Source organism: Bradyrhizobium sp. A5, from assembly GCF_042076515.1.
GTDB classification, from domain to species: Bacteria; Pseudomonadota; Alphaproteobacteria; order Rhizobiales; family Xanthobacteraceae; genus Bradyrhizobium; species Bradyrhizobium cosmicum.
The window spans coordinates 6,043,518-6,061,556 of the sequence record NZ_CP148990.1; the positions used below are offsets into that span (position 1 = coordinate 6,043,518).

Consider the following 18,039-nt stretch of genomic DNA (forward strand, 5'->3'; position numbering starts at 1 on the left):
CCTTCGCGCCGATCCCGTACAGAAGCAAGTGCCCGGCAACAGGATCGCGCAAAAAGGGATTGACTAACCAGGGCCCGTTACAGAAGCCCGGATGGAGCGACGAGCAATCCGGGCTACGATCCCACCTACTTCGGCAGCAAATTCTTCAGCTTGTCGATGTCGCGCACGTTCATCTTGAAGCCGCCGGGCATCACGATGTCGCCGGGCTTCTGCTCCGGCTTGCAGGCCCCGAGCCACTTGGCTTCGAGGGTCATGGTGGTGTCGCGCCCCGCGGCGCCGACAGCGCCGCCTTGCGCATGCGACGAGGTCTTCACCGTATAGGCCGAGTTGAAATCGCCAGTGATCTCGGCATGCGAGGTCGTGCTGATGCCGGCGACGCTGCACTCGGAATCGCTGACATAGCCGGTCGCGGTCTTCTTGATCTCCTGCTTGGCGCAGATCTGCTTGGCCATCGGAGAGACGTTGTTGTTCATCTCCTTGTCGACGGTCTCGTCGGTGCAGTGCTGCATGGTCATCTCGGGCACGGGCGAGCCGGCCCTGACCATCTTGATTTCCCAGAGACCGGCCTTGCGCACCGGCAGATCGTCCGCACGAGCCACGCCTGCCGACAGAACGAGGCAAAGGGCCGAGCCGAGCAAAGCGAGTTTGCGCGTCATGAGGAGATGCTCCCGCTGAGAGATTGGGGCGCTGCGAAAGCGCTTTAGTAGAGCGTGCGGATCGGCTGCTCGGCGGCGCCATAGGGCACCCAGCGGCAGGAGAACGAGATGTAGCCGCCCTCATAGGCCTGCACCGCGAGAAACTTCACCACCTTGCCGTAGCGCGCGCAGTGATCGACCGCGACCTGACGCGCATCGACCTGGGTCGCCATCGAATAGGCGATGATGCCGCCGGTGTCGTTGCCCTTGAACGGCGGCACCGGAAGGAGATCGGCGCGCGCCGACTGGCTCGCCATAATACCCAAGGCAAGAATGCCCGCGGCCGCAATGATTCGCATTCCTGTTACTCCAATTGGTTGGCGCCAGTTTACGGTGCCGGAATGGAAGTGAAAAGAACTGAAGCCCTGCTGGCTGCGACGTTATGGTCAACTCTTGGGTAAGTGTTGCCGCGCTGCACTTGACCTGCCCGGGCCTTCGCGGCACCGTCCAGCCTTCAAGACCCAGCTGTCCGGATTGCCCATGCGCGCCCCCTCCCTGAAATCGCTCCGCTTTGCCGCCGTGCTCGGCCTCATGTTCGGGGCAATGTCGCTCGGCGAGGCTAGGGCCGCCAATCCGCTGGAGCTGAACTTCTGGCTCAGCGGGCCGCGCTATGACGGCGCCGTCGCCGATTGCGACAAGGCGCTGCCGACCATCGCCACCCAGTTCTGGGAAAAGGAAAGCTCGTTCTGGAATTCCTCGTTGAAGATCACCGGCTTCGCCGCTGTTCACGAGGTCGCTTTCCGGCCCTGGCAGTCCGACAACATTCCGCGCCGCTATTGCACCGGCGAGGCCATGCTCAATGACGGCAAGGCACGCAAGGTGCATTTCTCGATCATCGAGGACGGCGGCTTTGCCGGGTACGGCAACGGTGTCGAATGGTGCGTGGTCGGGGTCGATCGCAACTGGGCCTACAATCCGGCCTGCCGCGCCGCCAAGCCGTAATTCGACCAGCCCTGATTCGGACCGATCAGGAGCCAAGCGAGCGCCGCTCGAAATTTGTTCTTGAAATGTTCTTTTCGCCTGCTAGGCTCGATTGCACAGTCTAGTTGAGGGGCGTCGCCATGTTTCATTCCAGATTGCAATCTTTCTCCCGCCTGATGATCTCGCTGACGCTTGCCCTACCCCTTGCGGCCGGGCTGGTCGTCTTCGCCAGCGGTGCAAAGGCCCAGGACAAGCGGCAGAACGCGCCCGGCGAATTCGATTTCTATGTGCTGTCGCTGTCGTGGTCGCCCTCGTTCTGCGAGGAGGCCGCCGAGCGCGGCGGGCGCTCGCAGATGCAGTGCGGCGGGCGGCCCTATGCCTTCGTGGTGCACGGGCTGTGGCCGCAATATGAGAACGGCTTCCCGGAATACTGCCAGCGGCCGTCGCCGCGGCTGAACCGCAACATCGTCTCCTCGATGCTCGACCTCATGCCGGCGCCCGGCCTGATCTTCAACGAGTGGGACAAGCACGGCACCTGCTCGGGGCTCGACGGCCGCAATTATTTCGAGACGATCCGCAAAGCGCGCGCCGTGGTGAAGATCCCGGCCGAATATCTCGACCTGTCGCAGGCCAAGTCAGTGGCGCCGGCCGCCGTCGAGGAAGCCTTCATCAAGGCCAATCCGGGCCTGAGCAATGCAGCCGTGTCGGTCACCTGCAACCGGACGCGGCTCTCCGAGGTCCGCATCTGCCTCAGCAAGGATTTGCAGTTCCGCGCCTGCGAGGACACCGACCGCCGCGCCTGCCGCCGCGACCAGGTTACGATGCCGCCGATCAGGGGTGGTTGAGGACAGTACAGCCTCCGTCATGGCCGGACTTGTCCCGGCCATCCACGTCCTTCCTGCCCTGTGGTCGCGCGTGGATGGCCGGGACAAGTCCGGCCATGACGAGTAGAAGATGCTGCGCATCTTCTCTCATGAGCCGCAGATCTTCCCATGAACTACCGTCACGCCTTCCACGCCGGCAGCTTCGCCGATGTCATCAAGCACATCGTGCTGGCCCGCATCATCACCTATCTGCAGGACAAGCCGGGGGCGTTCCGCGTCATTGACACCCACGCCGGCGCCGGCCTTTACGATCTCGACAGCGACGAGGCGCGCCGCAGCGGCGAGTGGCTGACGGGCATTGCGCGGCTGATGCAGGCGCGGCTGTCGAACGACACCATCGCGCTGATCAAGCCCTATCTCGACATCGTTCGCGCCTTCAATCCAAAGGCCGAGCTCAAGGCCTATCCGGGCTCGCCGCTGATCGCGCGCGGCCTGATGCGGCCGCAGGACCGCCTGGTCGCCTGCGAGCTCGAGCCGAAGGCCCGCAAGGCGCTGATCGGCGTGCTGCGCCGCGACGAACAGGCCCGCGTGGTCGATCTCGACGGCTGGGTGGCGCTCCCTGCTTTCGTGCCGCCGAAGGAACGGCGCGGCCTCGTGCTGATCGATCCGCCGTTCGAGGCAAAGGACGAGTTCGAAAGGCTCGGCGAGGCCTTCTCGGCGGCCTTCGCGAAATGGCCGACTGGTATCTATGTAATCTGGTATCCGGCCAAGAGCCGGCGCGCCACCGACGCGCTATCGCAGCTCGTGGCGCGGCTCGCAGCCGCAGCAAAGCCGCCGGGAAAATGTCTGCGCCTCGAATTCAGTGTCGCGCCGCAGCTCGACGGCGCCGCCCTCACCTCCACCGGCCTGCTGATCGTCAACCCGCCCTACACGCTGCACGGCGAGCTGAAGACGATCCTGCCCGAGCTGGAAATGCCGCTCGGCCAGGGCGGATCTGCCAGATTCCGATTAGAGGTGCCGCGGCCGTAACGCTCCGGCATTCTTGGGAAAAATATGCAGTAGCGGTAGTCAATCTGCAGAGAACCGTATTATGCTGTTTCAGTGACTGGCTTTACGTTCCGCTTCCGCGAATGGTTGCGGCGGAGTGAAGGCCTAAGAAAGATCCGGCCGGACCGACAAGGTCCGTTCAAGGATGGCCAGCTCTCCCGGGCTCCGTAAGGCCCGGTCATGTCGTGACGTGAGTCTGCGTCGCGACGGAGGAGCAATGAGGGGGAGTTTCCCGATGGCCATGACGGGAACGGTTAAGTTCTTCAACGGCGAGCGCGGCTACGGTTTCATCAAGCCGGACGACGGCGGTCGCGATGTGTTCGTACACATCACCGCTGTGGAGCGGGCGGGACTGAAGGACCTTGCCGAAGGACAGCGTATTACTTTCGAAGTCGAGCCGGACAAGAAGGGGAAGGGACCGAAGGCGGTCAATTTAGTCCTCTCCTAGCGGGCCTGACGCAAACCACCTGACGCAAAAAAAATCCCGGCCGCGAGCGGCCGGGAGGTTGTTGTCCGGTATTTTCTTGTTGCTATCAGAAGTGATAGTTCACGCCTGCGCGCACAACGCTGGCGCTATAGCCGTTTGAGACACCCGTAATTCCGAACTGGCTCGTCGACAGATCGATGTAGAGATATTCGAGTTTCACGCTCCAGTTCTGCGCAAGACCGAGTTCTGCGCCGGCACCGATGGTCCAGCCGGGGCTGGTGTGCGACTCTGTCCAGCCAAACGTCTGCGCACGCAGTTCGCCGAAGGCGAGGCCGGCGGTCCCGTAGAACAGCACGTTGCTGAAGGCATAGCCGGCGCGGCCGCGCAGGGTGCCGAACCAGGGATTGGAGAACTTCCACGGCGCGAAAGTGTCGTCGGCGCCGGCGGCCTGGATGTCGCCCTCGACACCGAACACCCACGGGCCGTTCTGGAAATTGTAGCCGGCCTGCGCGCCACCGACGAAGCCGGAGGGCTTCACGGGACTGTTGCTCACCGAGCCCCACTCATAGCCGAGATTGGCGCCGAGATAGGGGCCCGCCCAGCTATAGGCGTTGAGCGGCTGATTGACCGTGTAGGGCGCACGCTGCCCGTAACTGAGATCGGCGGCCTCTGCCGAAGCTGTCCAGGCGGCAGCAACCAACGCGGCTGCGCCCACAACGAACCCCTTCATCACACTCTCCAACGCAACTGCCGTAACCGGATGCTGCCTTGCGCCGCCGCGCCGGGCCAAAAACGCATGGTTACGGAACCAAGAACTTTTCGCGTAAGATTTATCGAGAGTTTTAAGTTAAAGGGCTGTTAAGGCGGGTTACCGCGCTGTTAACAGACTTAAGGAAGCGTTACCGGGAACCGCGCCCGCCATCCCTGTGCGTGCCGCACCGCCGGAACTTCAAATCGGCATCCCCAGCGCTTAAATTCGCACCATGGTTCACGATTCCACCGACAATCCGGATGAGGCGCGCGCGCGCAAATCGCCGCGGGCCGCTGCGACCGACACTCCGCCCGAGGGGCTGACGCCGCCGGATCTCGATCCCGCGGCCGCCGGCGGCGACGACGAGGACGAGCCGCGGCTGCCGGACATCCTGGAGGAGAGCGGCGCGGTCGGCGAGGAGCCTCTGGCGACGGGCCATGAGGCGATCGAGCGCGCGGTCCGGCTCGCCCCCACCTCGCCCGGCGTCTATCGCATGCTCAGTGCGAATGCCGACGTGCTGTATGTCGGCAAGGCCAAGAACGTCAAAAAGCGCCTGTCGAACTATGCGCGCCAAAGTGCGCCGCAGCCGGCGCGCATCCTGCGCATGATCGCCGCCACCGTGACCGTGGAAATCATCTCGACCACGACCGAGACCGAAGCGCTGCTGCTCGAGGCCAACCTCATCAAGCAGCTCCGGCCGCGCTTCAACGTGCAGCTGCGCGACGACAAGTCGTTTCCCTATATCCTGATCACCGGCGACCATTGGGCGCCGCAGATCCTCAAGCACCGCGGCGCCCAGTCGCGGCCCGGCCGCTATTTCGGCCCGTTCGCCTCCGCCGGCGCCGTCAACCGCACCATCACGGCCCTGCAGCGCGCGTTCCTGATCCGCTCCTGCACCGACTCGTTCTTCGAGAGCCGCACCAGGCCCTGCCTGCTCTACCAGATCCGCCGCTGCGCCGGTCCCTGCACCCGCGAAATCGACTTCCCCGGCTACACGACGCTGGTGCGCGAGGCGACCGACTTCCTGTCCGGCAAGAGCCAGGCGGTGAAGAAGGAGCTCGCGGGCGAAATGGAAAGGGCCTCGGGCGAGCTCGAATTCGAAAGCGCAGCGCTGTACCGCGACCGCCTCGCCGCGCTGTCGGCGATCCAGTCGCAGCAGGGCATCAATCCGCGCACGGTCGAAGAAGCCGACGTGTTCGCCATCCACCAGGAAGGCGGCTTCTCCTGCGTCGAAGTGTTCTTCTTCCGCACCGGGCAGAACTGGGGCAACCGCGCCTATTTCCCGCGCGCGGAGAAGACCTACACGCCGGAGGAAGTGCTCGGGTCCTTCCTCGCCCAGTTCTACGACGACAAGCCGCCCCCCAAGCACATCCTGCTCTCGCACGAGATCGAGGAGAGCGAGCTGCTGGCCAATGCGCTGTCGATCAAGGCCGGCCACAAGGTCGAGGTCACGACGCCCAAGCGCGGCGAGAAGAAGGAACTGGTCACCCACGCGCTGACCAATGCGCGCGAGGCGCTGGGCCGCAAGCTCGCGGATACCGCGACGCAGAGCCGGCTGCTGGATGCCATGGCCGCGACACTGAGCCTGCCGCATTCGCCCAAGCGCATCGAGGTCTACGACAACAGCCACATCCAGGGCACCAATGCGGTCGGCGCGATGATCGTCGCCGGCCCGGACGGCTTCGTCAAAAACCAGTACCGCAAGTTCAACATCAAGTCGGAAGGGCTCACGCCCGGCGACGACTACGGCATGATGCGCGAGGTGCTGGAGCGCCGCTTCAAGCGCCTCGTCAATCCGCCCGAAGAGGGCACAGCCAGGACCAGGGACGACGACTTCCCGCAATGGCCCGATCTCGTCATCATCGATGGCGGCCGCGGCCAGCTCAATGCGGTCCGGGAAATCTTCACGAATCTCGGCCTGACCCAGGTGTCGCTGATGTCGGTCGCCAAGGGGCCGGACCGGGATGCCGGCCGCGAGACCCTGTTCATGCCGGAGCGCGAGGCGATCAAGCTGGAGCCGCGCGACCCCGTGCTCTATTTCATCCAGCGGCTGCGCGACGAGGCCCACCGCTTCGTCATCGGTTCGCACCGCAAGCTGCGCAAGAAGGACATTCGCGAGGCCGGTTTGCAGGAGATTCCGGGCATCGGCCCGTCACGCAAACGTGCCTTGCTGCATCATTTCGGAACCCTGAAGGAGATCGAACGGGCCTCGATCGTCGATCTCGGCAAGGTTCCGGGGGTGAGCGCCGAGAGCGCGCGCAGGATTTTCGACTATTTCCATCCCCAGCCGGGGTGAACTCAAGGGAGCCGCGGTCATATGGTCGTCGCATCCCGCACCCCATTTGGGAGCTGGACGGTTGACCTTCAGGCACCAGCGGTATTGGTAGGACGGATGAACATCGCCACGACACGAGGGACGAACAGCCGCGCGATGTCCCTCCCGAACATCCTGACCTATGGCCGGATCGCCGCGATCCCGGTCGTGGTCGGGTGCATCTACGCGCAATCGATTCTGGACCAGCCGCTGTGGCTGCGCTGGGTGGCGGTCGCCATCTTCATCGCCGCGGCAGTGACCGATTACCTCGACGGCTATTACGCCCGGATCTGGAATCAGCAATCGGCGTTCGGCCGGATGCTCGATCCGATCGCCGACAAGCTGCTGGTCGCCTCCTGCCTGCTCATGCTGGCCGCGGACGGCATCATCCACGGCTGGTCGCTGTGGGCCGCGATCGTGATCCTGTGCCGTGAGATCCTGGTTTCGGGCCTGCGCGAATACCTCGCCGCGCTGCGCGTCAGCGTGCCCGTGACCAGGCTTGCCAAGTGGAAGACCACGGTCCAGCTCGTCGCCATCGGCTTCTTGCTTGCGGGCCCGGCCGGCGACGAGGTAGCGCCGATCGTCTCGATGATCGGGCTGGCGCTGCTATGGGCTTCGGCGATCCTCACCATGTACACCGGCTACGATTATTTCAGCTCCGGCATCCATCACCTCATCAAGGAGGATGAGGCATGAAGGTGAAGTACTTCGCCTGGGTGCGCGAGCGCGTCGGCAAGGCCGAGGAGACGATCGAGCCGCCCGCGACCGTCCGCACCGTCGAGGAGCTGATCGCCTGGCTGTCCGGCCGGAGCGAGGCTTATGCTTATGCCTTCGAGAAGCCGAAGGTGATCCGCACCGCGATCGACCACGCCCACGTCAAGTCCGACGCCGCCATCGCCGGCGCCCGCGAGATCGCGTTCTTCCCGCCGATGACCGGCGGCTAGTCCATGACATCCACTGCCACCAGCTGCCCCGTCACCATCCGCATCCAGGAAGACGATTTCGACATCGCGCGCGAGATCGCGGTCCTGACCAAGAGCCGCACCGACATCGGTGCCGTCGTCAGCTTCTCCGGCATCTGCCGCGGCGACGAGGACAGCGCGAAGATCGCGGCGCTGACGCTTGAACACTATCCCGGCATGGCGGAGGAAGAGATCAAGCGCCATGCCGACGAGGCGACGTCGCGCTGGCCGCTCAACGGCGTCACGGTCATCCATCGCGTCGGGCGGTTCATGCCCGGCCAGAACATCGTGCTGGTGCTCACCGCCTCGCAGCACCGCCAGGCAGCGTTTCAGGCCGCCGAGTTCCTGATGGACTATCTCAAGACCAACGCGCCGTTCTGGAAAAAGGAAGAGAGCGCCACCGGCACCGGCTGGGTCGAGGCCCACGCCCGTGACGACGAGGCCGCCGCACGCTGGACCCGATCCTGATGGCAAGAGCATCCACGAAGACCGTGCGCGGCCGCGCCGCCCCGAAACTCGCGAAGGTCGGCCGCGGCGAGCTGCTCACGCTGATCGATTTCGTCCGCTATGCAGTGAGCCGCTTCACCGAGGCCAAGCTCGCCTTTGCGCACGGCACGACGGATCCGGTCGCCGAAGCCGTCTTCCTGGTCTGCGAGGCCCTGCACCTGCACCCCGACCAGTTCGAGATCTTTGCCCATGCCTGCGTCACGACGGCGGAGGGCAAGACCCTTCTCGACCTCATCCATAAACGCGTGACCACGCGCAAACCGGCCGCCTATCTCGTCAACAAGATCTACATGCGCGGCCTGCCCTTCTATGTCGACGAGCGCGTCATCGTTCCGCGCTCCTTCATCGGCGAGCTACTGGAGTCGCATTTCGGCGGCGACGGCGAAGTGGGGTCCCTGATCGACGATCCCACCGCCGTCGAGCGCGTGCTCGACCTCTGCACCGGCTCAGGGTGCCTGGCGATCCTCGCCGCGCATCATTTCCCGAACGCGACGATCGATGCCGTCGATATCTCGAAGGGCGCACTCGAAGTTGCCGCGCGCAATGTCAGCGAACACGGGCTCGACGAGCGGATCACACTCCACCGCGGCGATCTGTTCGCCCCGCTCGGCGACAACAAATACGATCTGATCATCACCAACCCGCCTTACGTCGATGCCGAGGGCATGGCGGCATTGCCGCCGGAATGCCGGGCCGAGCCGAAGCTCGCCTTCGACGGCGGCGCCGACGGTCTCGACGTGGTGCGCCGCATCCTGCACGACGCGCCCGACCACCTCACGCCGGATGGCGGGCTGCTCTGCGAGATCGGCCGCGGCCGCGAATTGGTCGACGAGGCATTTCCGGAACTGCCGCTGCTCTGGCTCGACACCGAGGAGTCCGAGGGCGAGGTGTTCTGGATCGCGGCCGCCGATCTCGGCTGATCCGTCACGACAATCGAGCTCCGGCGGAACAAGTCAAATTCCGCCACGTTCATCCCCCGACGAAGTTCTCGTTTTCGGAGGATATCCGCATGCTCGCGCCATCGGGCGAATTGCTGCGCGCCGGCATGGCGCTGAAACTCAACCATCTCAAGCGGGCCGCCCAGTCCTACTTGCGCGACCGCACCAGCCAGGCCACCGGACACGCCACGTCCTATGCGGTCGCGGCGGGATTGTATGCGGCGACCGGGTTATTCCTGATCGCGACCACCTTTGTCGGCCTGATTGCGCTGTACCGCTGGGTTGCCATCACTTACGGACAGTTCTGGGGGTTTGGCGCCGTGGCGGTCGTGCTGCTGGTGCTGGCTGCAACCTGCGCTGGAGCCGCAATGGCACAGATGAATCGCCGGACCAAACCGATCGTGCCGCTTGCCAGCCGCCTGCGCGTTGCGATCGCGACTCCGCGGATACCGCGCGGAACGGTCCAGCAGGCGGTGAAGGAGGTTGCAACCGCGATTCCCCTGGTGCCGCTCGGGCCGGACGAGAACTCGGGCTCAACGGGTCGTGGCAGCAGGTCAAATCCTGTTCGCGACAGCCGGCCATTGCAGCTGGGCCTGATGGTCGCAGCTGCCGGATTGCTGGGCGTGACAGTGGCGCGGCGGAAGTACCGTCGCCACCGATTGGACGCATGATGTCCACGCCCCGATCAGGGCAATTCGACAGTTGGCTCCTGGTCGCCGCCACGACCGTCTTCGTGCTGGCTGCGGAACGGTATTTCCAGGGCTTCGGCCAGCCAAGGCCGCCCGAGACCCGCCGCAACACTGAAGCCAGCTCACCCGAAACCAATCCAGCGCATGCGGCCGCGCAGCCGGGCCGTGGCCGACGTTCGAACAACCCGTTCACGATCCCCTGGGCTGGCTGGAAGGACATCCTCTGGCGGACTTATCCCCGGATCGACGATGATCGACTGCTCGCAACAGCGGCCGGTGTCGTCTTCTTCGGCCTGCTCGCGATCTTTCCGGCCGTCACCGCGCTGGTATCGTTCTACGGCCTGTTCGCCGACCCCGTCACCATCGGCGATAATCTTCAGACCCTCGCGGTGATGCTGCCGGAAGGCACCTATCAGATCATCGGCGATCAGGTTACGCGCGTCGTCTCCAAGGGCAATGCCGAGTTGGGCACGACCTTCCTGATCGGCCTCGTGCTCGCAATCTGGAGTGCCAATGCTGGCGTCAAGGCCATTATCGACGCCCTCAACGTAGCCTACGAGGAACGCGAGAAGCGCGGCTTCATCCGGCTCAATATGGTCTCGCTGGCGTTTACCGTCGGCGGCATCGTGGCACTGCTGCTCATGGTCGGCGCCGTCGTCGCCTTCCCGCTCGCCCTTGATCACCTCCGGCTCGCGCCCGAAAGCAAGCTGATCATCGCGATTGCGCGCTGGCCCCTCCTGCTCGTGTTCCTGCTTGTCGCGCTGGCGCTGCTTTACCGGCTCGCGCCAAGCCGGGACGCACCGCGCTGGCAGTGGCTGAGCGTGGGCGCGGTGACCGCTGCCGTGCTCTGGATTGCCGGCTCGGCGCTGCTGTCCTGGTATCTGTCGGCCTTCGCCAATTACAACGCGACTTACGGTTCGCTCGGCGCCGCGATCGGCCTGATGATGTGGATGTGGATGTCGGCCATCGTCATCATGTTCGGGGCCGAGTTGAACTCGGAGATCGAGCGCCAGACCCTGCACGACACGACCACCGGGCAGCCGAAGCCGCTCGGCAGCCGTGAGGCCGTCTCCGCCGACACGGTCGGCGCCGCCGCTCCGAACTGATCGCGGAGGTCAGGCCGAGCTCCGGCCTGACCGAACTCGCCCTCAGCGCCTGATGATGACGGCTTCCAGATATTCGCCGTGCACGACTACCGTGCCGTCGTCGGCATGGTTGAACTCGCCCAGCAGTGTCATGAGATCGCCACGCAGCGCCGCCTGACCGGTCTCGTCGAGCGCGGCGAAGGCCTTCAGCATCGGTCCGTAGTACGATTTGAAGACATCGATCCAGTGCTCCGGCGAGCGATAGCGGAACACGAACATGCGCGGTTCGGCTGATATCTCCGAGGCCTTGGTGATGAACATCTCCTCGAGCCGTGCCTGCGTCCCCCACAAGGCCGGCGATTTCACACCCGCCGGTGGCGCCACATGCTTGCCGATGGTCTTGAAGAGCTGGCCGATGAACCCCTGCGGCGTCCAGTTGGCGAGGCCGATCTTGCCGCCGGATTTGCAGACCCGCGCAAGCTCGGAGGCCGCCTTGTCCTGGTCGGGCGTGAACATCACGCCGAAGGTCGAGACGACGACGTCGTAGCTGGCATCCGCAAACGGCAGCGCCTCCGCATCCGCCTCGCGAAATTCGACCGTCAGATGATCCGCCGCCGCGCGTTCCTGTCCGCGCCTCAGCAGCGCCGGCACATAGTCCGTGGACGTGACGTCACACCAGCGCCGCGCCGCCGCCAGCGTCGCATTGCCGTTGCCGGCGGCGACGTCCAGCACTTTGCTGCCGGCGCGCAAGTCCAGCGCCTCACAGAGCTGCTCGCCGACGATCTGCAAGGTGGTGCCTACGACGGCGTAGTCGCCGGACGACCAGGCGCCTTGCTGGCGCTGCTTGACGGCGGCGAGATCGGGTTGGGCGGGGGCCGGCTTGAGCGCTGCGGATGTCGACATGGCAATTCTCCTTGGGTTGAAAACGCCGGGACGATAAGGCGCATGCGGCTCGCTGGCCTTGAGAGCGGCGTTATTTTACGCTGAGACTGCCTTGATTTCCCCGCGGGAGCCGAGGGCAGCGTGACATTTCATTTCGAGGACTTCGTACTCGATCCCGAACGCCGCGAATTGCGGCGGATGGAGACGCATGTCGCGTTGGAGCCACAGGTGTTCGACCTGCTGCTCTATCTGGTCCGCAACCGCGAGCGCGTGGTGACGCGCGACAATCTGCTCGACGCGATCTGGAACGGCCGTGTCGTCTCGGAATCGACGCTGACCAGCCGGATCAACGCGGCGCGCCGTGCCGTCAACGACAATGGCGAGGAGCAGCGGCTGATCCGCACCATCGCGCGCAAGGGCATGCGCTTCGTCGGCGAGGTCAGAGAACTTTCCGCGGAAGCCATGCCCGCAGCACCAGGCAAGGCGTCCAACGCGCCGCCAACGGGATTGCCGCTGCCGGATCGTCCGGCCATCGCGGTGCTGCCGTTCACCAACATGAGCGGCGAGGCCGAGCAGGACTATTTCTCCGACGGCATCAGCGAGGACATCATCACCGCGCTGTCGAAGCTGCGCTGGTTCTTCGTGATCGCGCGCAATTCGTCCTTCATCTACAAGGGGCGCATGGTCCATCTGCGGCAGGTCGCCGAGGAGCTGGGCGTGCGCTATGTCGTCGAAGGCAGCGTCCGCAAGGACGGCGATCGCGTCCGCATCACCGCCCAGCTCAACGACGTTGCCACCGGCAGCCATCTCTGGGCCGAGCGCTACGACCGCGAGCTCGCCGACGTCTTCGCCGTGCAGGACGAGATCACGGAGGCGATCGTCGGCGCGATCGAGCCGCAGCTCTACGCCGCGGAAAACTTCCGCGCCCAGCGCAAGCTCCCGGACAGCATGGACGCCTGGGATCTCGTGATGCGCGCGCTATCACATTACTGGCGCGTGACGCGGCAGGATCATGTCGTGGCGCAGGCGCTGCTCGAAAAGGCCATCGCCCTCGACCCGAACTACGGCAAGGCGCTCGGCCTGCTCGGCACCAGCTACATGTTCACGGCGCATATGGGCTGGATGGAGATGGCCAGCGCAATAGCCGCTGCCGAGCGCGCCGCGCGCGCGGCGACCCGGGCCGACGACGAGGATGCCTGGGCGCACAACGCGCTTGGCCATGTCCACCTGTTCGCGCGGCGCTTCGAGGACTCGCTGGCGGAGTTCGAGACCGCGCTTCGGCTCAATCCGAACTTCGCGCTGGCGCAGGGCTATTACGGCCTGGCGCTCGGCTATTGCGGCCGCTGGCAGGATGCCGACGAGGCCGCGCGCAGGGCGATCCGCCTCAGCCCGCGCGACCCCTACGCTCCGGTTTATTTCGGCATCGCCGCCTATGCCCGCTTCCTCGGCGGTGATGACGCGGAGGCGATCCGGTTGGCCCAGGAGGCCTTGCGCCAACGCAGCGATTTCGTCGGCGCGCATCGGGTGCTGACCGCGGCCGCCGGCATGGCCGGGCACATGGAGATCGCCCGTGCCGCCCTGAAGGAGCTCCGCCGTGCCCAGCCGAACGTGTCGCTCGCCTGGATCGCCGAGTTCATGCCGGTCAAACTCGCCCCCGACCGCGAGCGCTATCTCGAGGGCTTTCGCCGGGCAGGCCTGACATAGGCTTTGCTGACATAAGCCTTACAGAGGCAGCTATCCCCTCGAATCAACAATGATGTTAGGGTCATGCCGCTTGGGGGAGCATGAGGCGTGACGGGTTCGCACAGCAGCCCATGTTTTCCCGGAGTGAGGCAGTCAGCTCTTTGAGGCGTAACGCGCGGCATGATTCGCATTTCGACGATCTTCATCGCCATCTGCATGGTTCTGGTCGCGGCCTCGCTCGGGCTGGTCCTCTATTTGGTTGCCGGCATCAGCGGAACCGAATCCGCGATCGTGGCGTTGACCGCGCTGACCTTCCTGATCCTCTACAACGCGGTGTCGATGCGGCTGCGCGATCGCAACGACGTTGGCGGCCAGATCGCCGATCTGTCGCGCGGCACCGCCGACCTCGCCCGCCAGGTCGCCGAGTTCGGCCGCCGGCTGGCTGCGATCGAGGGGCGCATCGCCTCGTCCAATTCGACCAACACCGACCGCATCCAGTCGGTGGCGGGCGAGATCAACGAGCTCGGCGGGCTCGTCAGGCAGCTCGCGACCACCGTGTCGGCCCACGAGGATCTTCTGGTTGGCAACGCGCCGGTCCCCTCTCCTGCTCCCGCTCCGGTCGCGATGCCGGAACCTGAGGCGCCGATCGACCTGATTGCAATGCCCGAGGAGCGCCCGGTTGCGCCTCCCCCGCTCCCGGCAGCGGCACCGCGGCCGACGCCGCCAGCGGTTCAGACCAAGACCGCCAACGCGGTTCAGGCGGTCAACGGACGCAACCAGCCCCAGATGCTGGCGACGCTGCGCAACGCGATCGACGAGAACCGCATCGACATCTTCCTGCAGCCGATGGTGACGCTGCCGCAGCGCAAGGTGCGGTTCTACGAGGCGGTGACGCGGGTACGTGACGGTCGCGACCAGCTGATTGCCGCCGAGGAGTTCATCAGCATCGCCGAGGCCTCGGGGCTGATCGGGCGCATCGACAACATGGTGATGCTGCGCTGCGTGCAGGTGCTGCGCCGCCTGATGGTGCGCAACAAGGATGTCGGCGTGTTCTGCAACGTCGCGGCCTCCACGCTCGGCAATTCGACCAGCTTCGCGCAGTGCCTCGACTTCCTCGAAGCCAACCGGGCACTGGCGCCGTCGCTGGTGCTGGAATTCAAGCAATCGACCTTCCGCAATCTCGGCCCGGCGGAAACCGAGAATCTCGCAGCTCTCGCCCAGCGCGGCTTCCGCTTCTCGATCGACCACGTCACGGATTTGCGCATCGAGCCGCGCGAGCTCGCCGACCGCGGCGTGCGCTTCATCAAGGTGCCGGCCTCGCTCCTGCTCGACCCCAGGCAGGCCTCGACCTCGGACATCCACCCCTCCGACCTCTCCGATCTGCTCGGCCGCTTCGGCATCGACCTGATCGCCGAGCGCATCGAAGGCGAGCGCGCGGTGGTCGATTTGCTCGACTATGACGTGCGGTTCGGCCAGGGCTTCCTGTTCGCGCCGCCCCGGCCATTGCGGCCGGAAGGGGCATCTGCTACCGGCGGGGCCGCGCCGAACCAGGCGCAGGACACCCAGGGATCCAATGGCTCCGCTCCCCCCAGCCCAGGTGCGACGTCTGCAGCACCTCCAGCCCAACGCATCACCACCGGCAGCGCCGCTCTCGCGCGGCGTATCTGATCGGCCGCGCGCATCATGACCACGCTGCATTTTGTCGAAAGCCTGCGCGAGCTCGTGGGCGGTGTGGACGTCGTGCTCAGCGACATCTGGGGCGTGGTCCATAACGGCCTGGAATCCTTCCCGGAGGCCTGCGAGGCGCTGCACAACTATCGCAGCCGTGGCGGTACGGTGATCCTGATCACCAATGCGCCGCGCCCGGCGGATTCGGTGCAGCGGCAGCTCCGCAAGCTCGGCGTCGCGGACGAGACCTATGACGCCATCGTCTCGTCGGGCGACCTGACGAGGCTCTATGTCGCCGAGCATCCCGGCCGCAAGATGTTCTGGCTCGGGCCCGAACGCGACAACTCGATCTATCGCGGCCTTGATGCGGTGACCGCGCCGCTGGAAGAGGCCGACTATATCGTCTGCACCGGGCTCTACGACGACGAGACCGAGACCGCGGAAGACTATCGCGGCATGATGCTGCAGGCGCGCGAGCGCAAGCTGACGCTGGTCTGCGCCAACCCCGATATCGTGGTCGAGCGCGGCGACCGGCTGATCTATTGCGCCGGCGCGATTGCCGAACTCTATCGCGAGATCGGCGGCGAGGTGATCTTCTACGGCAAGCCGCACCGGCCGATCTACGAGCGCGCGATGGCGCTCGCAGGCGAGCGCCAGGGCCACCCGATCGACCGGAAAAAGGTGCTGGCGATCGGCGATTCCGTCCGCACCGACCTGACCGGGGCGCGCGAATTCGGCATCGACTGCCTGTTCGTCACCCGCGGCATCCATGCCGAGGAGTTCGAGGGGCTCGACCAGCTCGACCCGACATCGGTGATGGAATTGTTCGGCCACCCGCCGAAAGCGTTGATGCGCGAATTGAAGTGGTGATGCTGGAGCTCTCGGCGACTCAGGCTTAGACGAATTGCTAAGCTCCAGACGCCGTCATGGCCGGGCCTGACCCGGCCATCCACGTCTTACTTCTAGCATCAGGAACGTGGATGCCCGGGACAAGCCCGGGCATGACGTTCCAAATGAAAAATGATTGTCCGGCGAAGAGCGCGCTTACGCGCTCGCCATGTCCGGGAAGACCGCCTCGATCTTGGTCTTCAGCGTCGCCGCGTTGAACGGCTTGACGATGTAGTTGTTCACGCCGGCCTTCTTGGCCGCGATCACGTTCTCGGTCTTCGATTCGGCCGTGATCATGATGAAGGGCGTGGTGGCGAGGTTCGGATCCGCGCGCACTTCGCGCAGCAAATCGTAGCCCGTCATCGGCTCCATGTTCCAGTCGGAGATCACGAGGCCGTACTTCTTGCCGCGCATCTTGTTCAGCGCCGCCGAACCATCGCTGGCATCATCGATGTTCTCGAAGCCAAGCTGCTTCAGCAGATTCCTGATGATACGGATCATGGTGCTGTAGTCGTCAACCACCAGAACCGACATCGACAAATCAACCGCCATCTCGACTCCCCCAACGCAAACCAGGAATGTTACAATCGGATCCGCCAGCTCTAGCCCCGCGGTTCCACGTTTCAAGCACTAGCACCGAGGCGTTAAACAGCGCGTTAATCGCGGGCGCCCTCGAAGGACTGAAATCGCATTCAATGCGGCCGCCCCCCTCCCGCTTGACTTCATCCAGCCGGTCAAGCCACGGTCCGAGCCGATCCTGCCGCTTCGAGAATTCCCCTGATGGCCCCGCATTTTACCGTTATTCGCGACTCCACGCCGGATTCCGCGATTCTCAGGGGCGCCGTGGTCGCGATGGGCAATTTCGACGGCGTTCATCTCGGCCATCGTGCGGTGATCGCGGCGGCCCTGGAAATGGGCCGAGCGCATGGCCGCCCTGCACTGGCGTTGACCTTCGAGCCGCATCCGCGCCGGTTTTTCAGCCCGAACACACCCCAATTCCGCCTGACTGACGAGCCGGCGAAGCTGCGGCTGCTGGCCGGCACCGGGCTTGCCGGCGCCGTGGTCATGACCTTCGACAAGGCGCGGGCCGGCACCAGTGCGCAAGATTTCATTCATCATGACCTGATCGGGCGTCTTGGTGTCAGCGGCATAGCTGTCGGCTACGACTTCCATTTCGGCAAGGGACGGGTCGGCTCGCCGAGCCTGCTGGCCGACGAGGCACCCCGGCTCGGCATCGAGGTCGACGTGCAGCCGCATGTCGACATCGACGAGCGGCCGGTCTCCTCCAGCGCCATCCGGATCGCACTCGCCGAAGGCCAGATCGACGAGGCCACCACCATGCTGGGCGCCCCCTGGTTCATCACCGGTGAGGTGATCCACGGCGAAAAGCGCGGCCGCGACCTCGGCTACCCCACCGCCAACATCCGCCTCGATGCCAATTGCGGCCTCAAGCACGGCATCTACGCGGTGCGGGTCGGGCGCGGCGCCGAGCGGCTGGACGGCGTGGCGAGCTTCGGCCGCCGCCCGACCTTTGATAATGGCGCGCCGCTGCTGGAAATCTTCCTGTTCGACTTCAAGGGCGACCTCTACGGGCAGGCACTCGACTGCGCCTTCGTCGGCTTCATCCGCGAGGAGCTGAAATTCGACAGCCTGGAGGCCCTGATCCGCCAGATGGACGACGATTCCATCCGCGCCCGCACCATTCTGGCCGCCGCCCCGGACGCCTTTCCGCGGCTTGGCGCCGTTGATTGAGGCCGA

20 protein-coding genes are annotated in these 18,039 nt (G+C 65.1%); 15 read left to right on the top strand and 5 right to left on the bottom strand.

Going from position 1 to position 18,039, the window contains the following annotated elements; translation table 11 throughout:
* Nucleotides 1-125: 125 nt before the first annotated feature.
* Together WHZ77_RS28740 and WHZ77_RS28745 are read right to left on the bottom strand one after the other, a co-directional pair.
* Nucleotides 126-656 carry a DUF3617 domain-containing protein gene (locus tag WHZ77_RS28740; RefSeq protein ID WP_375311036.1) on the bottom strand — a complete coding sequence of 177 codons (531 nt, stop codon included), beginning with the start codon at nucleotides 654-656 and terminating at the stop codon, nucleotides 126-128.
* A 44-nt stretch (nucleotides 657-700) separates the two neighbouring features.
* Complete coding sequence (locus tag WHZ77_RS28745; RefSeq protein ID WP_151644198.1) at nucleotides 701-994, bottom strand: hypothetical protein; 294 nt, start codon at nucleotides 992-994, stop codon at nucleotides 701-703.
* A gap of 181 nt (nucleotides 995-1,175) precedes the next feature.
* On the opposite strand from WHZ77_RS28745, the gene WHZ77_RS28750 reads away from it, so the two are divergent.
* From WHZ77_RS28750 to WHZ77_RS28765, 4 genes are all read left to right on the top strand, one after another.
* A complete protein-coding gene (locus WHZ77_RS28750; RefSeq protein WP_375311037.1) occupies nucleotides 1,176-1,637 on the top strand; it encodes a hypothetical protein in 462 nt (153 codons plus the stop codon).
* 119 nt (nucleotides 1,638-1,756) lie between these two features.
* Nucleotides 1,757-2,461: a ribonuclease T gene (locus tag WHZ77_RS28755; RefSeq protein WP_375311038.1), complete on the top strand. Its 705-nt coding sequence runs from the start codon at nucleotides 1,757-1,759 to the stop codon at nucleotides 2,459-2,461.
* A 147-nt stretch (nucleotides 2,462-2,608) separates the two neighbouring features.
* Nucleotides 2,609-3,469, top strand: coding sequence for a 23S rRNA (adenine(2030)-N(6))-methyltransferase RlmJ (locus WHZ77_RS28760; RefSeq protein WP_375311039.1), 861 nt, complete (start codon nucleotides 2,609-2,611; stop codon nucleotides 3,467-3,469).
* Between the two features lie 253 nt (nucleotides 3,470-3,722).
* Nucleotides 3,723-3,935, top strand: coding sequence for a cold-shock protein (locus WHZ77_RS28765; RefSeq protein ID WP_375311040.1), 213 nt, complete (start codon nucleotides 3,723-3,725; stop codon nucleotides 3,933-3,935).
* A gap of 85 nt (nucleotides 3,936-4,020) precedes the next feature.
* Here the strand turns inward: WHZ77_RS28765 and WHZ77_RS28770 are convergent, their stop codons facing one another.
* Nucleotides 4,021-4,644, bottom strand: coding sequence for an outer membrane protein (locus WHZ77_RS28770; RefSeq protein WP_375311041.1), 624 nt, complete (start codon nucleotides 4,642-4,644; stop codon nucleotides 4,021-4,023).
* A 253-nt stretch (nucleotides 4,645-4,897) separates the two neighbouring features.
* On the opposite strand from WHZ77_RS28770, the gene uvrC reads away from it, so the two are divergent.
* The 7 genes from uvrC (at nucleotide 4,898) to WHZ77_RS28805 (ending at nucleotide 11,181) form a co-directional block, all read left to right on the top strand.
* Nucleotides 4,898-6,961: an excinuclease ABC subunit UvrC gene (uvrC, locus tag WHZ77_RS28775; RefSeq protein ID WP_375311042.1), complete on the top strand. Its 2,064-nt coding sequence runs from the start codon at nucleotides 4,898-4,900 to the stop codon at nucleotides 6,959-6,961.
* Nucleotides 6,962-7,057: 96 nt separating this feature from the next.
* Entirely contained in the window at nucleotides 7,058-7,675 is a 618-nt protein-coding gene (gene pgsA, locus WHZ77_RS28780) for a CDP-diacylglycerol--glycerol-3-phosphate 3-phosphatidyltransferase (protein ID WP_375311043.1), read from the top strand.
* The gene (moaD, locus tag WHZ77_RS28785; RefSeq protein ID WP_015688556.1) at nucleotides 7,672-7,923 is read left to right on the top strand and encodes a molybdopterin converting factor subunit 1; all 252 of its coding nucleotides are present in this window, start codon (nucleotides 7,672-7,674) and stop codon (nucleotides 7,921-7,923) included. Before pgsA ends, moaD begins: the two co-directional genes overlap by 4 nt.
* A gap of 3 nt (nucleotides 7,924-7,926) precedes the next feature.
* Complete coding sequence (locus tag WHZ77_RS28790; protein WP_151644211.1) at nucleotides 7,927-8,409, top strand: molybdenum cofactor biosynthesis protein MoaE; 483 nt, start codon at nucleotides 7,927-7,929, stop codon at nucleotides 8,407-8,409.
* The gene (gene prmB, locus WHZ77_RS28795; protein WP_375311044.1) at nucleotides 8,409-9,368 is read left to right on the top strand and encodes a 50S ribosomal protein L3 N(5)-glutamine methyltransferase; all 960 of its coding nucleotides are present in this window, start codon (nucleotides 8,409-8,411) and stop codon (nucleotides 9,366-9,368) included. Before WHZ77_RS28790 ends, prmB begins: the two co-directional genes overlap by 1 nt.
* A gap of 89 nt (nucleotides 9,369-9,457) precedes the next feature.
* Nucleotides 9,458-10,057, top strand: a complete 600-nt coding sequence (locus WHZ77_RS28800) for a phage holin family protein (RefSeq protein WP_375311045.1) — start codon at nucleotides 9,458-9,460, stop codon at nucleotides 10,055-10,057.
* Nucleotides 10,057-11,181 (top strand): YihY/virulence factor BrkB family protein, encoded by a 1,125-nt coding sequence (locus tag WHZ77_RS28805; RefSeq protein WP_375314833.1) that lies wholly within the window; start codon nucleotides 10,057-10,059, stop codon nucleotides 11,179-11,181. The genes WHZ77_RS28800 and WHZ77_RS28805 overlap by 1 nt, the downstream gene beginning before the upstream one ends.
* Nucleotides 11,182-11,223: 42 nt before the next feature.
* Here the strand turns inward: WHZ77_RS28805 and WHZ77_RS28810 are convergent, their stop codons facing one another.
* Nucleotides 11,224-12,063, bottom strand: a complete 840-nt coding sequence (locus WHZ77_RS28810) for a class I SAM-dependent methyltransferase (protein WP_375311046.1) — start codon at nucleotides 12,061-12,063, stop codon at nucleotides 11,224-11,226.
* A gap of 120 nt (nucleotides 12,064-12,183) precedes the next feature.
* Between WHZ77_RS28810 and WHZ77_RS28815 the strand changes: the two genes are divergently transcribed.
* The 3 genes from WHZ77_RS28815 (at nucleotide 12,184) to WHZ77_RS28825 (ending at nucleotide 16,263) form a co-directional block, all read left to right on the top strand.
* Entirely contained in the window at nucleotides 12,184-13,746 is a 1,563-nt protein-coding gene (locus WHZ77_RS28815; protein ID WP_375311047.1) for a winged helix-turn-helix domain-containing tetratricopeptide repeat protein, read from the top strand.
* A gap of 159 nt (nucleotides 13,747-13,905) precedes the next feature.
* Nucleotides 13,906-15,393 (top strand): EAL domain-containing protein, encoded by a 1,488-nt coding sequence (locus WHZ77_RS28820; RefSeq protein ID WP_375311048.1) that lies wholly within the window; start codon nucleotides 13,906-13,908, stop codon nucleotides 15,391-15,393.
* 15 nt (nucleotides 15,394-15,408) lie between these two features.
* The gene (locus tag WHZ77_RS28825) at nucleotides 15,409-16,263 is read left to right on the top strand and encodes a TIGR01459 family HAD-type hydrolase (RefSeq protein ID WP_375311049.1); all 855 of its coding nucleotides are present in this window, start codon (nucleotides 15,409-15,411) and stop codon (nucleotides 16,261-16,263) included.
* Nucleotides 16,264-16,437: 174 nt separating this feature from the next.
* On the opposite strand, the gene WHZ77_RS28830 is transcribed toward WHZ77_RS28825, so the two are convergent.
* Entirely contained in the window at nucleotides 16,438-16,833 is a 396-nt protein-coding gene (locus WHZ77_RS28830; RefSeq protein ID WP_007596883.1) for a response regulator, read from the bottom strand.
* A gap of 228 nt (nucleotides 16,834-17,061) precedes the next feature.
* Between WHZ77_RS28830 and WHZ77_RS28835 the strand changes: the two genes are divergently transcribed.
* Nucleotides 17,062-18,033: a bifunctional riboflavin kinase/FAD synthetase gene (locus WHZ77_RS28835; RefSeq protein WP_375311050.1), complete on the top strand. Its 972-nt coding sequence runs from the start codon at nucleotides 17,062-17,064 to the stop codon at nucleotides 18,031-18,033.
* The last annotated feature ends 6 nt before the right edge of the window (nucleotides 18,034-18,039 follow it).

Coding starts and splice junctions, on each gene's coding strand:
- WHZ77_RS28750 (WP_375311037.1), top strand. CDS start 1,176: ATGCGCGCCCCCTCCCTGAAATCGCTCCGCTTTGCCGCCGTGCTCGGC.
- WHZ77_RS28745 (WP_151644198.1), bottom strand. CDS start 994: ATGCGAATCATTGCGGCCGCGGGCATTCTTGCCTTGGGTATTATGGCG.
- moaD (WP_015688556.1), top strand. CDS start 7,672: ATGAAGGTGAAGTACTTCGCCTGGGTGCGCGAGCGCGTCGGCAAGGCC.
- WHZ77_RS28765 (WP_375311040.1), top strand. CDS start 3,723: ATGGCCATGACGGGAACGGTTAAGTTCTTCAACGGCGAGCGCGGCTAC.
- WHZ77_RS28740 (WP_375311036.1), bottom strand. CDS start 656: ATGACGCGCAAACTCGCTTTGCTCGGCTCGGCCCTTTGCCTCGTTCTG.
- WHZ77_RS28770 (WP_375311041.1), bottom strand. CDS start 4,644: ATGAAGGGGTTCGTTGTGGGCGCAGCCGCGTTGGTTGCTGCCGCCTGG.
- WHZ77_RS28810 (WP_375311046.1), bottom strand. CDS start 12,063: ATGTCGACATCCGCAGCGCTCAAGCCGGCCCCCGCCCAACCCGATCTC.
- WHZ77_RS28820 (WP_375311048.1), top strand. CDS start 13,906: ATGATTCGCATTTCGACGATCTTCATCGCCATCTGCATGGTTCTGGTC.
- prmB (WP_375311044.1), top strand. CDS start 8,409: ATGGCAAGAGCATCCACGAAGACCGTGCGCGGCCGCGCCGCCCCGAAA.
- WHZ77_RS28755 (WP_375311038.1), top strand. CDS start 1,757: ATGTTTCATTCCAGATTGCAATCTTTCTCCCGCCTGATGATCTCGCTG.
- WHZ77_RS28835 (WP_375311050.1), top strand. CDS start 17,062: ATGGCCCCGCATTTTACCGTTATTCGCGACTCCACGCCGGATTCCGCG.
- pgsA (WP_375311043.1), top strand. CDS start 7,058: ATGAACATCGCCACGACACGAGGGACGAACAGCCGCGCGATGTCCCTC.
- WHZ77_RS28760 (WP_375311039.1), top strand. CDS start 2,609: ATGAACTACCGTCACGCCTTCCACGCCGGCAGCTTCGCCGATGTCATC.
- WHZ77_RS28790 (WP_151644211.1), top strand. CDS start 7,927: ATGACATCCACTGCCACCAGCTGCCCCGTCACCATCCGCATCCAGGAA.
- WHZ77_RS28805 (WP_375314833.1), top strand. CDS start 10,057: ATGTCCACGCCCCGATCAGGGCAATTCGACAGTTGGCTCCTGGTCGCC.
- uvrC (WP_375311042.1), top strand. CDS start 4,898: ATGGTTCACGATTCCACCGACAATCCGGATGAGGCGCGCGCGCGCAAA.
- WHZ77_RS28800 (WP_375311045.1), top strand. CDS start 9,458: ATGCTCGCGCCATCGGGCGAATTGCTGCGCGCCGGCATGGCGCTGAAA.
- WHZ77_RS28830 (WP_007596883.1), bottom strand. CDS start 16,833: ATGGCGGTTGATTTGTCGATGTCGGTTCTGGTGGTTGACGACTACAGC.
- WHZ77_RS28825 (WP_375311049.1), top strand. CDS start 15,409: ATGACCACGCTGCATTTTGTCGAAAGCCTGCGCGAGCTCGTGGGCGGT.